At 58.9% G+C, this 14,007-nt stretch carries 12 protein-coding genes; 5 read left to right on the top strand and 7 right to left on the bottom strand.

Annotation, left to right across the window (positions count from 1 at the left end):
- Positions 1–292: 292 nt before the first annotated feature.
- From LPJGGPFB_RS26090 to LPJGGPFB_RS26075, 4 genes are all read left to right on the top strand, one after another.
- A complete protein-coding gene (locus LPJGGPFB_RS26090; RefSeq protein WP_234903093.1) occupies positions 293–658 on the top strand; it encodes a co-chaperone GroES in 366 nt (121 codons plus the stop codon).
- On the top strand, positions 640–2,268 hold the full coding sequence (gene groL / locus LPJGGPFB_RS26085) for a chaperonin GroEL (protein ID WP_173422808.1): 1,629 nt from the start codon (positions 640–642) through the stop codon (positions 2,266–2,268). The genes LPJGGPFB_RS26090 and groL overlap by 19 nt, the downstream gene beginning before the upstream one ends.
- A 198-nt stretch (positions 2,269–2,466) precedes the next feature.
- Entirely contained in the window at positions 2,467–3,807 is a 1,341-nt protein-coding gene (locus LPJGGPFB_RS26080; RefSeq protein ID WP_173422807.1) for a Do family serine endopeptidase, read from the top strand.
- Between the two features lie 133 nt (positions 3,808–3,940).
- Positions 3,941–5,425, top strand: coding sequence for an ISKra4 family transposase (locus LPJGGPFB_RS26075; RefSeq protein ID WP_234903052.1), 1,485 nt, complete (start codon positions 3,941–3,943; stop codon positions 5,423–5,425).
- A gap of 322 nt (positions 5,426–5,747) precedes the next feature.
- Here the strand turns inward: LPJGGPFB_RS26075 and LPJGGPFB_RS26070 are convergent, their stop codons facing one another.
- The 7 genes from LPJGGPFB_RS26070 to LPJGGPFB_RS26040 form a co-directional block, all read right to left on the bottom strand.
- The gene (locus tag LPJGGPFB_RS26070) at positions 5,748–6,206 is read right to left on the bottom strand and encodes a hypothetical protein (RefSeq protein WP_173422806.1); all 459 of its coding nucleotides are present in this window, start codon (positions 6,204–6,206) and stop codon (positions 5,748–5,750) included.
- Between the two features lie 459 nt (positions 6,207–6,665).
- Entirely contained in the window at positions 6,666–7,025 is a 360-nt protein-coding gene (locus LPJGGPFB_RS26065; protein ID WP_173422805.1) for a DUF2147 domain-containing protein, read from the bottom strand.
- Positions 7,026–7,258: 233 nt separating this feature from the next.
- Positions 7,259–7,837: an OmpA family protein gene (locus tag LPJGGPFB_RS26060; RefSeq protein WP_173422804.1), complete on the bottom strand. Its 579-nt coding sequence runs from the start codon at positions 7,835–7,837 to the stop codon at positions 7,259–7,261.
- 4 nt (positions 7,838–7,841) lie between these two features.
- Positions 7,842–8,243, bottom strand: a complete 402-nt coding sequence (locus tag LPJGGPFB_RS26055) for a cysteine rich repeat-containing protein (protein ID WP_060584733.1) — start codon at positions 8,241–8,243, stop codon at positions 7,842–7,844.
- 123 nt (positions 8,244–8,366) lie between these two features.
- Positions 8,367–9,158, bottom strand: coding sequence for a hypothetical protein (locus LPJGGPFB_RS26050; RefSeq protein ID WP_173422802.1), 792 nt, complete (start codon positions 9,156–9,158; stop codon positions 8,367–8,369).
- Between the two features lie 113 nt (positions 9,159–9,271).
- Complete coding sequence (locus LPJGGPFB_RS26045) at positions 9,272–10,429, bottom strand: alpha/beta hydrolase (RefSeq protein ID WP_412728429.1); 1,158 nt, start codon at positions 10,427–10,429, stop codon at positions 9,272–9,274.
- Positions 10,430–10,811: 382 nt separating this feature from the next.
- Positions 10,812–12,380 (bottom strand): DUF1254 domain-containing protein, encoded by a 1,569-nt coding sequence (locus LPJGGPFB_RS26040; RefSeq protein WP_173422801.1) that lies wholly within the window; start codon positions 12,378–12,380, stop codon positions 10,812–10,814.
- A gap of 646 nt (positions 12,381–13,026) precedes the next feature.
- On the opposite strand from LPJGGPFB_RS26040, the gene LPJGGPFB_RS26035 reads away from it, so the two are divergent.
- Positions 13,027–14,004 (top strand): AraC family transcriptional regulator, encoded by a 978-nt coding sequence (locus LPJGGPFB_RS26035; RefSeq protein WP_234903051.1) that lies wholly within the window; start codon positions 13,027–13,029, stop codon positions 14,002–14,004.
- Positions 14,005–14,007 lie beyond the last annotated feature (3 nt).

Below are 14,007 nucleotides of genomic sequence, written 5' to 3'. Positions count from 1 at the left end.
TCGACCCACCAGGGCGTCGACAAGGATGAGGTGGGGATCACGATACCTTCCGTCAAGAGGGAGCAGGAGTTTTCGAGCGGCGGCTCCGCGAAATAGTCTCATGAATTCATGCCGGTAGCACTCGATGGTGTAGAGTGCTAAAAAATTTCTGATCCCCTCTTGAAACTCGAAAAGACAAAAACCAGATCGATTTGCGCGCGATGCCGAAAGGGTCGGCGCGCCCCGCGTCGGTCGCTCCGAATGCGGCGCGGAGGACCCGTTGAAAAATCTGTTTGTCGATGAGGAGAGCGAGATGACGTTCCGTCCATTGCATGACCGTATCCTGGTTCGCCGCATCGAGGCCGAGGAAAAGACGGCCGGCGGCATCATCATCCCAGATACGGCGAAGGAAAAGCCACAGGAAGGTGAGGTCGTTGCCGCCGGACCGGGTGCGCGCGACGACAGCGGGCAGTTGCGACCGCTCGATGTGAAAGTGGGTGATCGCATTCTGTTCGGCAAATGGTCGGGCACCGAGATCAAGCTCAATGGCGAGGATGTCCTGATTATGAAGGAATCGGACGTGATGGGCGTGAAACGCAGCCTAGTGCCGATCCGGACCCATGCCAGACAAGGAATGCTGCCTGAGGAAGGAGTAGAAAAATGGCTGCCAAGGAAGTGAAATTCCATTCCGACGCCCGCGAAAGGATGCTGCGCGGCGTCGACATCCTCGCCAATGCTGTCAAGGTTACGCTCGGTCCGAAGGGCCGTAACGTGGTGATCGACAAGTCATACGGCGCGCCCCGCATCACCAAGGACGGCGTCACCGTCGCCAAGGAGATCGAGCTTGAGGACAAGTTCGAGAATATGGGCGCGCAAATGGTGCGGGAGGTTGCCTCGAAGACCAGCGACATCGCTGGTGACGGCACCACCACCGCGACAGTTCTCGCCCAGGCGATCGTCAAGGAAGGGGCGAAGGCGGTGGCGTCGGGCATGAACCCGATGGATTTGAAACGCGGCATCGACAAAGCAGTCGACGCCGTGGTCGAGGAACTGCGGCGGAACGCCCGCAAAGTCACCAGGAACGACGAGATCGCCCAGGTTGGCACCATCTCGGCCAATGGCGACATCGAGATTGGCCGCTTCCTCGCAGAAGCGATGGAAAAGGTCGGTAACGAGGGGGTGATCACCGTCGAGGAAGCCAAGACCGCGGTGACGGAGCTGGAAGTCGTCGAAGGCATGCAATTCGACCGCGGTTATCTCTCGCCGTATTTCGTCACCAACCCCGAGAAGATGCGGGTTGAGTTCGAGGAACCCTACATCCTGATCCACGAAAAGAAGCTCTCGAACCTGCAGACATTGCTGCCGGTTCTCGAAGCGGTCGTTCAATCTGGAAAGCCGCTGCTGATTATCGCCGAGGATGTCGAAGGCGAGGCGCTGGCGACGCTTGTTGTCAACAAGCTGCGCGGCGGCCTGAAGGTGGCTGCCGTCAAAGCGCCGGGCTTCGGCGACCGCCGCAAAGCGATGCTGGAGGACATCGCGATCCTCACTGGCGGCACGGCAATCTCTGAAGATCTCGGTATCAAGCTCGAGAACGTGACCCTCAATATGCTTGGCCGCGCCAAGAAGGTCGTCGTCGAAAAAGACAACACCACGATCGTCGATGGCGCTGGCTCGAAGACGGAGATTGAGGGCCGCGTCGCCCAGATCAAGGCACAGATCGAGGAAACCACGTCGGACTACGATCGCGAGAAGTTGCAGGAGCGGCTGGCCAAGCTTGCTGGCGGCGTTGCCATCATCCGCGTCGGCGGCTCGACCGAGGTTGAGGTGAAGGAACGCAAGGACCGCGTCGACGACGCCATGCACGCCACGCGGGCGGCCGTCGAGGAGGGCGTGTTGCCCGGCGGAGGCGTCGCTTTGCTGAGGGCTGTCAAAGCACTGGACAACACTCAGACCGAGAATGCCGACCAGAGGCACGGCATCGACCTGGTTCGCCGCGCGATCGAGGCGCCGGTGCGCCAGATCGCCGAGAACGCGGGTGCCGAAGGCTCGATCATTGTCGGCAAGCTGCGCGAGAAGACCGATTTTGGTTATGGCTGGAACGCGCAAACGAACGAGTTCGGTGATCTTTACGATCAGGGCGTGATCGACCCGGTCAAGGTCGTTCGCACCGCGCTGCAGGACGCCGCCTCGGTCGCCGGCCTGCTGATCACCACCGAGGCCATGGTCGCCGAGAAGCCGAAGACGGATGTACCGCTCCCGCCGATGCCGGCAGCCGGCATGGACTTCTGACTGCAATGATAGGTCCGCGCCCCCACGGGGCGTGGGCTTTGGATAGACTTGTGAAGTAAGGGATGCATTTCGCTTGAATCGGCGCGGCGTTTGTCGAACTGGTGCTGGTTTGGCAGGAGCCAAAATCGTGACTCCGGGGGGCTTTACCCAAGCCTCGCCCGTGCACCGAAGGAGGAATTTAAGAGTTCGGGCCCAAAAATGACCACGCGTTCGTCGAAATATGTCGGCGTATTCGCCGCACTCGTCCTCATCCTGGTTCCTGCGCCGTTCCCGGCGGCGCAGCCGCAGTCGGCGATGTCGGCAAGCACCCAACCATCGCTCGCCGATGTCTTGGAGGACGTCACGCCGGCGGTCGTCAACATTGCAGTAAGGTCTCGCGCTTCCGCCGAAACCAATCCTCTTTACAACGATCCCTTCTTCCGCCGCTATTTCAATCCGCCTGAGCAGCAGCAACGGCTGAGTGCGGGCTCCGGCGTCATCGTTGATGCCAACAAAGGTTATATCCTCACCAATCACCACGTCGTCGCGGACGCCGGCGAGATTGCGGTAACCCTGAAGGACCGCCGCCGCTTCACGGCCGAACTGGTCGGCAGCGACGAGGCAACCGATATCGCGTTGCTGAAGATCGACGCGGACAAGCTGACGGCGCTCTCGTTCGGCGATTCCGGCGCCCTGCGGGTCGGCGACCCCGTTGTTGCGATCGGCAATCCGTTTGGCCTTGGCCAGACCGTCACCTCCGGTATCGTCAGCGCCCTTGGCCGCGGCGGCATCAATGTCGAGGGCTATGAGGATTTCATCCAGACGGATGCTTCGATTAATCCCGGCAACTCGGGAGGCGCACTGGTGACCGCGGACGGCCTGCTGGTCGGCGTCAACACCTCAATCATCGCGCCCACCGGCGGCAATGTCGGCATCGGCTTTGCGGTTCCGATCGCAATGGCGTCGGCGGTGATGGAGCAACTGATCGAGCATGGCGAAGTGCGGCGCGGCCGGATCGGCATCTCCGTCCAGGACCTGACGCCCGACCTCGCCGAAGCGCTCAGCATCGAGGAAAGCTACGGCGCCGTCGTCGGCAACGTTGAGAAAGATTCCCCCGCGGAACAGGCGGGCCTTCGAGCTGGCGATGTCATCATCGCCGTCAACAATCGGAAAATCACGGGCTCGGCAGATCTCCGCAATCGTGTCGGCCTGGCTCAGGTCGGATCGGAGGTCGAAATCGAACTTCTGCGCGATCGGGTTCGCAATACGGTGTCAATGCGCATCGAGCCGGACAAGGCAATTGCCAAGCCTGGAGCCATGCCCGCTCGCCTTGAGGGCGCTGAGTTCCAGGATGCGGCCGGCAACGTGGTTGTTTCCAGCGTTGAAGATGGAAGTGCTGCGGCCCGAGCCGGTCTGCGCATGGGCGATGTGATCGTTGCTGCCAATCGCCGGCCTATCGCGACCGTGGCGGAACTCGAGACAGCGTTAAAGAACGCCAGTGGCACGATAGCGCTCGATCTGTTTCGCGCCGGGTCGAAACACTTGCTGGTGATCCGGTAGGTGGTTGCCCGACACATGACGTTAACATCGATGGGAGAGGGAGATGAGGAAATCTGCTCGATGGATTACAGCCCTGGCTGGAGACCGGTAACTTCTCAGGGGTTGAGCACGGATTGTTAATCCCGAGTGGTTCATGACCATCGCTTTGCTCAAGGAGGAGGCGACGGTGGCGGTGGAATGGACGATCACGATCCAGGGGAAGAACGAGTTCGGCGACGTCTCTCGTCGTGAGGTCCGAATTGATAAGAGTTGGGAGCGCCTGTTCGACGGCGAGGTCGGTTTGTCGATCGAAGAGGGCAAGAAGATCATGGCGGCGCTGCAGAGCGTGGTCGTAAGCCACGAAGCGGAGACCTATTCCCTTTTTCGTCGGGTCTGCCCGGATTGCCACACGTTCCGCCCGGTCAAGGATTACACGACGCGCCAGATCCGAACCGTCTTCGGCACGGTCGAGGTCCGCAATCCCCGCTGGATGCTGTGCCGGGATTGTCACCCCGGCATTGCCGGCGCCTTCGCACCGCTGAAAGAAATCTGCCCCGATCGAGCGACGCCCGAATTGATGGAACTGCGGCTGGGAAGCATGATGCCGTACCGGCAGGCAGTGAAGGTGCTGGCCGAGTTCTTACCCGTCGAACCAACGGAGACGCATCCCACCGTGCGCAAGCGCACCATCAAGATCGGCGAGCGACTAGACGATCAGATTGCACAGGAGGAGCGGCGCGCAAGGCCTCATGAAACTGATGAACGGCGCCAGCTGGAAATGCATCTTCCCGGCGACCGACGCAAAGAGTTCGTCATCCGCATCGACACGGCTCATGTCCGCAGTGCCGATCCCAATTCGGCGCGAAGCTTCGAACTCGTTGTGGCCCGATGCGGCCGCGGCGGTCGGGGAGAACCAGGTGGCCGCTATTTTGTCACCAGCACCGACCGAACCGCAATCCGGGATTGCGCCCTTCATGCTCTTCGGAGCGAAGGGTATCGCGGTTTCGGTGACGTCACCGTGATCTCGGACGGCGCCGAAATCCTCAAGCGGCTGCCCCGAGCGATGCCGAAGCCGACAGCCCACATCATCGACTGGTTCCACATCGCCATGAAGATCCAGCCCATGCAGCAGATCGCCGATCACCTGATCCGCTCCAACTCTAACCGCGCCGAGCTACCCGTTACCAATGGCAGGGACATCAAGGCCGTGAAGTGGCGTTTGTGGCACGGCCGCATCGATCGGGCGATCCGCGACCTGGAGCGGCTCCTGGTCTGTCTCAAGCAATCGCAGCGAGAAGGTGAATTCTCGATTTCACGGCTTCACAGCCTGGGCTCGCAGCTGCTCACCTATATCCGTTCCAACCGCGGTGCGATCATCAACTATGGAAAGCGCTACAGAGCCGGATTTCGCGTCGCTACGACCCTCGCCGAGTCGGCGGTAAATTCGCTTGTTGGCAAGTGGATGGTCAAGAAACAGCAGATGCGATGGTCGCACCACGGCGCTCACATGCTCATGCAGGTCCGGACGGCCGCGCTGAACGGCGAACTTCGCGATCGTTTGAGAACATCGTTCCGACAGCCAGAACCGAACATGCCTTCGATATTCAAACCCAAGCCACCACTCCTGCGTGCCGCCTGACCCCAGAGAAGTTACCGGTCTCATCTTATTGAAGTTATTGCCGTCGGAGTCTGGCAGTTAAATGCAAAACAACACATGGGCAGATCAAACGCTCTCAGCGGTGTCAAGATATGTCGCTGGCGACGATAGGTCGTATACAACGCGAGCGGTAGCGGTGAAAAGGTGGGTAATTGCTGACCAGTGCGACTTGTGGCTAGTGAGTTTGGATAACATGAGTGCATGCTACAACATCTCGGCTGCCGGCCGGTGAGCGGCAGTCGTGCAGGCATTTGTCCTTTGATCCTCCTACCGTGTGTCTGTTCGGTCCTGGAGCAATGATCCGCTACAGAATGACCCTCGGCACGCCAAGGCGATGCCAAGCGTTGCGTGCTTCTTTCATCTCCGACTCGCTGCCGGGGGTGTAATATTTGCGATGAAGCCAGAATATTCTTTCCTGTTCTGGCTTTCTTGACCGAGTGCCCGGATCACGTCCCATTCGGTCGTGTATTTCGCCAAGCGTCAATACATAGCAGGTTATCTCAGGTGTTCGAGTATAGACAACGAATACCCACCACGGGGTTACGATTGTCTCAGGATGTAATCCAAGCGAGGTGTCCTGCGGTTTGCCACTATGTGCTTTAACTTGAATAGGGTGCATGGTGCGCTCATCCTCCGAAGCAGCATATAGATCAGCGCCCCGAGCATTTCGGACAGTCGGCATCACGTTCCACCCTGACAGAGATAGTTCGCGGGCAACGTGATAAAGGCCAATATTTCCGGTAATCTGCGCAATATTGCTCATTAGTTGACCTCTACAAACCATTTTACAAAGCGGACCGTTGGACTAATCACGGTCCAGCAGCCTTGTTCTGCTCCATACCTCTTTCCGTTCAATGAAACAGCCGGCGATGGCGGTGCCATCCCTGAGCGAAGACGCGTCCAGCGAAATCACATTGGGTCGCAAACAGTCGGCGTGTGATCGTGGGCCGCGATGTCGAGGGTTGAAGCTCCAGCCCAAGTTTCAATACCTCATCAGCAATCACAAAACCCCACCTTGCAGGGGAGGGCGCCCGGCGTATCGTGAAGCTTGCGAACCCCAGATACGCCGCGTCTTTTGCGTCCGTTGGTCCTTTGTCGAAAGCTCCCTCAGCCGCCCAATCCCGCCTAAGCCATGTTACATTGCGGCCCGCTGCTGGATCTGCTGTCTTCACTCCAAGGAGATTTTGTACGCGCGCGCTCAGCCTCGCTGTTCCACCTGAACTCAGAGTCTTTCGAAGATTTCGTCCTTACAGATCAGGCCTCCCATGACGCAGCCGCTCACCTTGATGTCGCTGCCGGCGATCTCGGCCTTGCCGGTATATTCCTTGCCGCCATTGGTTAAGTCGATCAGCTTTCCGGAGTACTGTCCATTGCCCGTGGGCGTGAAAGTCGCGAACTGCTTGCCTTTGAATGCGCCGCTCGTGTAGGTCATGCACAACCTTGCTCCGCAAGCCGCAACCTTTGCCGTTGCGCCGGTCTTTGGGGTTCTAAAATCGCCTTCGATCGGGTCGGCATGGGCTGCACCGGACGTCAGCACCATCATGGCTGACGCCATCGCCATCTTGCGAATAGTAATTCTCATGACACGTCTCCTTGTCTTCGGCCATCAGGGGCCGCTGGTTCATTCATGAAGGACCGCATCCCGTCCGTGAGAAGCTTGACTGGGGGTATCCGGCTTAAAGCGGTCCGGTGGGAGCAGATGGGATCCTCGGCACGTCATGCGAGCCTCGAGTTAGTAGTCCGCAGTGCCTGCGCTTCTTTGGTGAGAGCGCAGGCCGATTGCGCGCACGCGTGGTCTGCCGGCGGGAGGCATTGTTACGGCGTCGTGAAGACACCCAAATTGACAAGCTGGACGCGTCTGTTGCTCGCTGAATCGCCCTTTGAGCCATCGATCGGGAAGTACTCGCCGACACCGACGGCGTAGAGCCGTTCAGGATCGACTGCGAATGTCGTCGAGAGAATCTCCCCGATGGCCGCAGCGCGTTTCTCGCTGAGTTCCAGATTATGCTTGTCACTGCCTGTTGAACTGGAGTGGCCGACAATCAGGAACTTGTAGGCCCAGAGATTCGGGTGATGAAGCGCATCGGCAATCAGGCCGAGCGACCTATAGGACTCCGGCTTGATCATGACCGAGTCGTTCTCGAAGTCGATCTCGACAACCATTTGCGGGAGCTTGGCGATCTTGCCCCAGTTCGGAAGCGACGCCATCGCCACTCCGCCACCGTCCATGGCTTCCTGGCGGAGAATAGCGATGTCGATCAACGGAGCCGCGCCGACGAGCTTGCCAAGCCCTAAGACGATCCGTTGTTCGGAGACCTCCTGAGCGGCCGCGAAATCCGGTGCCATCGATGCAGCGACTAAAAGTGTGAGGAGCAGGGAAGAAATCTTGGTCATTTGGTTATCTCCAGCCGGCATCGGTGATCGCCTGATTGCACGCTTTACCCACGCGCTTTTCGGCCTTGATGAGGCATGCCAGGCGGTAGCCGTCGCCCTTCACGCTCGAGCAGAGTTGGGCGATATCGTGTTTGCAGACACCGGCGTACGCGGCCTGGGCCTGCTCCCGCTGGCTGATCGAGGTGAGCACAGTCGTGATCGTTCCGACGCAGACTGGTGAGATTTTGGCTGCGTTTTTCTGGAGGCAATCGGCAATCCGTCCGTTGCCGAGATTGAGGCCATGACAGAACTTTTTGATGTCTGCACCGCAGTCCTGCGCCAATTTCGTGACGGCGTCGGCGTAGCTCAGGGTTTCTGCGCGCGTCGCGCCCGTTAACGCAAGCCCGATTAACAATGTGGTTGCTATGGTACGTCTCGTCTTCAACGCTCGTCTCCCTTTAGATCTGAGGTGGCTTGGCTTGTTTGGACAGGTGTCTGCTGAATTCTAATCAGGCGCTCTTGAAACCAGTCGAGTCGGCAGGGCGATTCGCTAGAATCGCACCACGAGGCCCATTATCGGCCCTTGCTGAACTGCGTCGAACACGAACCCGTTGTCGCTATAGTCCACGCCCAGCGCGCGGTAGCCGGCAACCATCGAAATCGAATCCATGAACCGGTAACCCACCGCCGCGGCGACGTCCCAGTCGAGATCGGCGCCACCAGCACCGACAAGGCCCCAACCGGTCAGATAGAGCTCGGGTGTCAGCGAATAGGTGCCACGAACGCCGGCCAGACCGTCCACCCAGGTTGCCTCATCGCTTCTGGATCTCCCATCGAGAAGGCCGCCGTGAAAGGAAAGCTCGCTTTCGACGGACCATATCCGCAGGCCGCCGACCACATCCAATTGCACTGTATCGCTCTCGAAGATGGAGTATCCCGCGCCGAGCAGTCCGGCGAACGTTTCGGACGTGAGTTCCACGTCAGTCGCGAGGACGCCTCTTGGCGTGCCCGCCTGCCCCGAAATCTTCGTATACATGACGTCAGCGAAGATGCTGTAGGGACCGTTGCGGGCTTCACCAATCGCCATCGCACCGAACTCGAGGTTATCGAAGATGTCACCGAAGCTGGAATCGACATCCACCGCCGGCAGCCCGAATTGCGCTACCTCCCCCGACAATCCCGCCGCCCAGAAATAGGGGGCAAAGGAAAAGGTCCATCCGCTTTCGGTGGTCGTCTGTTGAAGCTCCGGCGTCATCGGGGAATAGCTGTCCGCAGCCTTGACCGTCCCAGCGACGAGGCAAGTTCCGATTACCGCCAGGGTACGAATAATGCAAATCTTCATGATATCTCCCGTGACGGTCGCCGTTGCGGACAACCCCTGTTTTGGTCTTTGTTCAAACCGGGCTGAGGACCGCGGTTTGATCAAGCGGATTTCGGATGCTGTTGACTGTCGAACTATCGGTCGCAGTCGCGTGAACTCGTTCCGCTCGCTCGTTTGCACTCGCGATCGGTTGTGGTTGATTTTGCTCCGCCGGACGGTCCGACCAGTGTCTCGACGTGATGCGCATAGTTCTGCCGGGTATTTTGATCGATGATGGCTGCCGGGGCAGAAACGACCAGGCCCGCGGCGGTTCCGACGGTGTGCGCGGCCCCGGCGGTTGCCGCGACGATATGGTCGCCAAGCCCCACTCTGCTGTCAGTCAAGGTCTGCCTGTCCGAAAGGCGTCTGCCAATCAGTTGCACGATTTCTGGCGATTCCGCGAACTTCGTGTGGTGCAGATCGTCACCTGCCTTGATCTTGGTGAGATCAACGACGGTGATCCCGTTCGCTGCCAGCTCCTCCTTGTAGGGGGATTGCTCCGGATCGATCGCTCCCAACCGAGAGACATTGCCCCAGACGCGTCGAGAAACAGCGAGTGCGCGGTCGTCGCGCGAGACGAAAAGGGTGAAGCGCGGCCGCCGCTTACCCATGTCGCTGATCTGCGAACCGAACACGTCGACATCGACGTCTGGCGCGGCCAGCATGACATTCTTGAACTTTGCCGGCAGTCCGTCGTTGCGGATCGCCATCTGTCGCAGGGATTCCAGTGCCAGCCAGTTGCCCATCGAATGTGCCAGGATCGACACTTCCTTGACCTCGGGATCACGCGCCAGGTACTGGAACAAACTTTCTACTGCGTTTCGCGTGTAGTTGGTGCTTTCGCGATCATATCCGTACGCGAGCAGACTCCCGCGCGATGGCCACGTTGCGAGTACCGGCACACTGCGCGCGCCGGAGTCGTGGACGATCTGGGCGAAACGGAAGACTGCATCCTCGAAATGGTTGTTGAACCCGTGGATAAAGACAAGGACGCTGCCGTCCGAGCTCTTGCGCACATGGCTGTTCAACCATTTCTCGGCGGCCAGCCGGTCGATCTCGTCAGCCTTCACTGCCGCAAAATCCGTCGCCGAGTTCGGCGGAAGCTTTCGCGGCCAAGCGACGTCACCTGCCTTGCGAGCGGTCTCAGGTGGGATTGACACGGTAATGTCCGCGAACGTTGGGCTTTGCGCGCGCTCGCCACTGAACATCTCACCTGGCTTGCTCGCCCGGCCCCTGGTTGTCGCGACCAGCATTTCAACCTGAGTGGCCGACGGGTTGGCCGCGACCGGTTCAAGCACCCCTGTCGGGCGACTCGCGCAGGCCGAGAGCAGCAGCAAACACGCGACGATGGATGACGAAAACGACCAGGAGCATGCGCCGAATATGGCGTTGCGGAATGGATGTGGCGTCAATTTATCAACTCCGCTTGCGATGACACGGAGTCCGCTATTTCGCGGACGAGATCCCGGCAATTTAACGTGAGCGGATCGAGAATGCACCGGCGAGCCCCCTCATCGTCCGAAGCAAGCAGTCCACCGGCGGACCGCTGCTCCTCTTCATCCGATCCTAACTACAAGGGAAGCAAACGACGGACTTATCATTTGACGCCATATTGCAGTTCGGACAGCGGGTTGTTTACTGGATCGGTTCGAATTCGCCTGGCCGCCAGCTCTTGTCGAACCAAGGCCCGAGAGGCCCATACAGTCGAAGAAGGGTGTACCAGCCTTTACCTGCGACGGTTTGGATCCAGTTAGCCTCTTTGCCTTCGGGGGCCTTCGGACCGAAATAGAGCTCGACCGAACCGTCGGGATTCTCGATGAGCTTGTCCCGCTTGTTGTTCTTGCTTGGGAAGGTCTGGCCGGTCTGGAGTTGCGAGCGCGTCTGCGGATCGTAGACCACCACCGACCAGAAATCCTTGGCCGGCGGATTGGCGGGAATACGAAGCTTGTATGTTTTCGCACCATCCAGATAGTCGCCGTTCTGGTCGGTCGCAGCATATGCATACTGGGAGCCGGCGCCGATCATCTGCTCCACCATGGCAGGCGTGTTGACCGTCGCCTGGTAGAAGAACAGAGTCCTGGCGTCCAGATAACGGCCACCCTTGCCGCCATCCCGAAGCCATTGATAGCTGCCGCCGACAAAGGCCGCCCCCCATGCGCTGTTCGGATAGAGACGGAAGCCGTCGAGGCGCGGTCGGAAAATCAGCGCGCGGGCGGTTGCGTTGCCGACAGCGACTGCCTCGGTCAGCAGTTTCTTCATCCGCGCATCCGGGGCGAAGGGCTTGCCCTTTTCAATGCCGATGGAGGCAAACAGGCCCAGCAGTTCCGGATCGAGCATCGAAGTCGGCTCACGATCGATGACTGTATGAAGTTCTTTGTAGAACTCATAATTGTTGGCGTGAATAGTATTCCAGGACTTGCGCGATCCGCTGATGAACTCCATCTTCGGCGGGTTATCACGCTTGCTGAGCGGATAGACCTTCAGTCCGCTTTTGAAGGAAGCCACCGCCGCGTCGGGCTTTCCATCGACCAGAAAACCACGCAGGATCAGCCAATTCACATAGCTGGTCGACTTTGCGACGAAGTACTTTTCACCGTCGACCTCTGCCTCCATGCCACCGACCGGCGGAACGAGATCTCCCTTATAGTCGGGCGGCAGGATCAGATACTTGCCACCCTTGCCGCGATCCGGGCCCGGCCCGCCCATGTCGGTCACGAAGCGGAAATAGGCATCGTTAACCGTGCCGGGACCAGACCCGGCAGGAATCTCCACAACCGTCGGCCCGTCTTTCCCCACGTCGAGAACGACGCTGCCATAGACAGTATCGGTGTTGCCGGTGAGGAACAGCGGCGCCGAATCCATTAGCTGATCAAGAAGGATTGCCTTGTTGGACGTGTCCGCGCCCATTTCCAGATGTCCGAGCCGAATGCCTTCGACGGATGTGGCGGGGATCCCGTTGAGGAATGTCTCGACGCCGCGCATGAGGTCGAGATTGTCATAGAGCCTATCGACCGTTGCTTCATCCGGCATCCCGTCAAAGAACTTCAGCGTCCCGAACCGGGTTTCCACCGTGTCCGGGGTCACGATCTTTTCGGGGATTTTATGATTGTAACCCGGGGTTTTTACCTCGCCGGCCGCAGTCAGCGTCGTTGCAAGCAAACCGGCCGCGGCCAACACCGCAGGACGAAGCATTTCAGATAACATGTTTGCCCTCTCCTGGACTTTCTAGCTGATACGACCACCTGCGTTGCAGGAAAGCCTCCCGACGATCCGACAACCGAACCGAAGCGTTCGTTGTTGGAGACTAGCTGTGCCTCCCCTCGCCAATCTTACCATTTCCCGCCAAATCGCAGACAGCCCCCGGAAACGCACAGTTGCAGCAACCTACCACTTATGATTGCTTTGCAAAGCACGAATTATTGACCATCCGCTCCGGGGCCGATGAGACTTGGCGTGAAAGGATAAGACCCGGTTTCGTTTCCGTAGCATCTTCAGGACGGGGTCTCTCAGGATGAATGACGTCAGATGCGCTTTGCGTTTTTTGACCGACCAACAGGCGCTATCGGTTCCCCAAAATGGGCAATGCTGTGGCTTGGCGGGCCGCCCGGTAAGTTGGATGCCGCTGTCGGCATATTGAAGGATAGCTGATTAATGCAGGCGTATGTCTCGTCTACATCGAATTGCAGATATTGCTTGCCAATTCTACCGGCGGTCGAATATGTGAAAACTATCCATTTCACGCCAAACCCGAATTCAGGAAACATCTCAGATAGCAGCGATCCCCGTGATCTCGAGCCACGTCTTGCAAGGCTTGCCCGCGTTTATTCGAAGCGAACTGGGGGAGCGAGCGTTGCTGCGCGCCAATCGCGCCGCGGGCTTCGACGTGGAATTGATCGAGGACCGCAATGTCTACATTCCCCAGCAATCTGTGGTCGGGTTCGTCGAAGCCGTGGCGAGGGCAGCGGGCGACACAAACCTCGGTCTCTTGCTCGTGCCGAATATGGACGTTTCCGCGTATGGCAGCTTCGGCCGGTTTATCACTGAAGCAGGCACGCTCGGCGAAGCGGTCAAGCGAAGCGTTGTGGCGCTGCAATATCACAGCAGTTTTGACAATTTGACCGTTACAACCACGAAGGAGGAACTACGCTTTGGCTATAAATTCGCTTTGGCAGGGACTCGGGGGTATGAGTCGGTCGCATGTGCCGCCGCTGGCGAACTGCTGAGCCTCTTCAAGGCATATCTGCCTGACCATTGGCAGCCACTTCGCGTCGAACTTGACATCCCCATTCCAAGCCATACCTCACTCTTTGAGGACGTGTTTCAATGCCCGGTGATATTCAATGCGCCAGCAGTGACGGTCGTCGTTGAGCGGCATCGGCTGATGGCTGCGTCGCGACGAACATCTCGGTCGATTGTGACTCTCGAGGATGTCGCTCGCGATCGTCCAGGGGGTGCACCTCGGAGCTTGTTGGAAATTGCCACTGCACAGATTCGCGCCCAACTCCTGGCAGGGGAAGTGTCGATTGAGGAGGCTGCACGAACAATGGACACAAGCGTTCGGACGTTGCAGCGCGAGCTTCGACTGGCAGGCGCCGACTTCCGAGGCCTGACGAGCGCGGTGAGGATGCAGCGTGCGACGGAAATGTTGCGCGATGGAACCGTGTCGATCACCAATATATCGGAAGATCTCGGCTATTCCTCTCCGGCGGGTTTTTCGCGAGCGTTTCGTAAGGCGACCGGATTTGGGCCTCGCGAGTTTCGCGTCAAAGAAAACCTATCTGCTGGCGATCCCGACAGCGAAGCGTCAGAACGAACCAGCGAGCTGTAGTAA

The organism is Ensifer adhaerens, from assembly GCF_013283195.1.
Taxonomy (GTDB): domain Bacteria; phylum Pseudomonadota; class Alphaproteobacteria; order Rhizobiales; family Rhizobiaceae; genus Ensifer; species Ensifer adhaerens_G.
This window is presented reverse-complemented; position numbering and strand designations above follow the sequence as displayed.

Excerpts from the sequence above, each read along its gene's own strand:
- LPJGGPFB_RS26090 (WP_234903093.1), top strand. The coding sequence starts at position 293 with ATGACGTTCCGTCCATTGCATGACCGTATCCTGGTTCGCCGCATCGAG.
- groL (WP_173422808.1), top strand. The coding sequence starts at position 640 with ATGGCTGCCAAGGAAGTGAAATTCCATTCCGACGCCCGCGAAAGGATG.
- LPJGGPFB_RS26080 (WP_173422807.1), top strand. The coding sequence starts at position 2,467 with ATGACCACGCGTTCGTCGAAATATGTCGGCGTATTCGCCGCACTCGTC.
- LPJGGPFB_RS26075 (WP_234903052.1), top strand. The coding sequence starts at position 3,941 with ATGACCATCGCTTTGCTCAAGGAGGAGGCGACGGTGGCGGTGGAATGG.
- LPJGGPFB_RS26070 (WP_173422806.1), bottom strand. The coding sequence starts at position 6,206 with ATGAGCAATATTGCGCAGATTACCGGAAATATTGGCCTTTATCACGTT.
- LPJGGPFB_RS26065 (WP_173422805.1), bottom strand. The coding sequence starts at position 7,025 with ATGAGAATTACTATTCGCAAGATGGCGATGGCGTCAGCCATGATGGTG.
- LPJGGPFB_RS26060 (WP_173422804.1), bottom strand. The coding sequence starts at position 7,837 with ATGACCAAGATTTCTTCCCTGCTCCTCACACTTTTAGTCGCTGCATCG.
- LPJGGPFB_RS26050 (WP_173422802.1), bottom strand. The coding sequence starts at position 9,158 with ATGAAGATTTGCATTATTCGTACCCTGGCGGTAATCGGAACTTGCCTC.
- LPJGGPFB_RS26045 (WP_412728429.1), bottom strand. The coding sequence starts at position 10,429 with ATGCTGGTCGCGACAACCAGGGGCCGGGCGAGCAAGCCAGGTGAGATG.
- LPJGGPFB_RS26040 (WP_173422801.1), bottom strand. The coding sequence starts at position 12,380 with ATGTTATCTGAAATGCTTCGTCCTGCGGTGTTGGCCGCGGCCGGTTTG.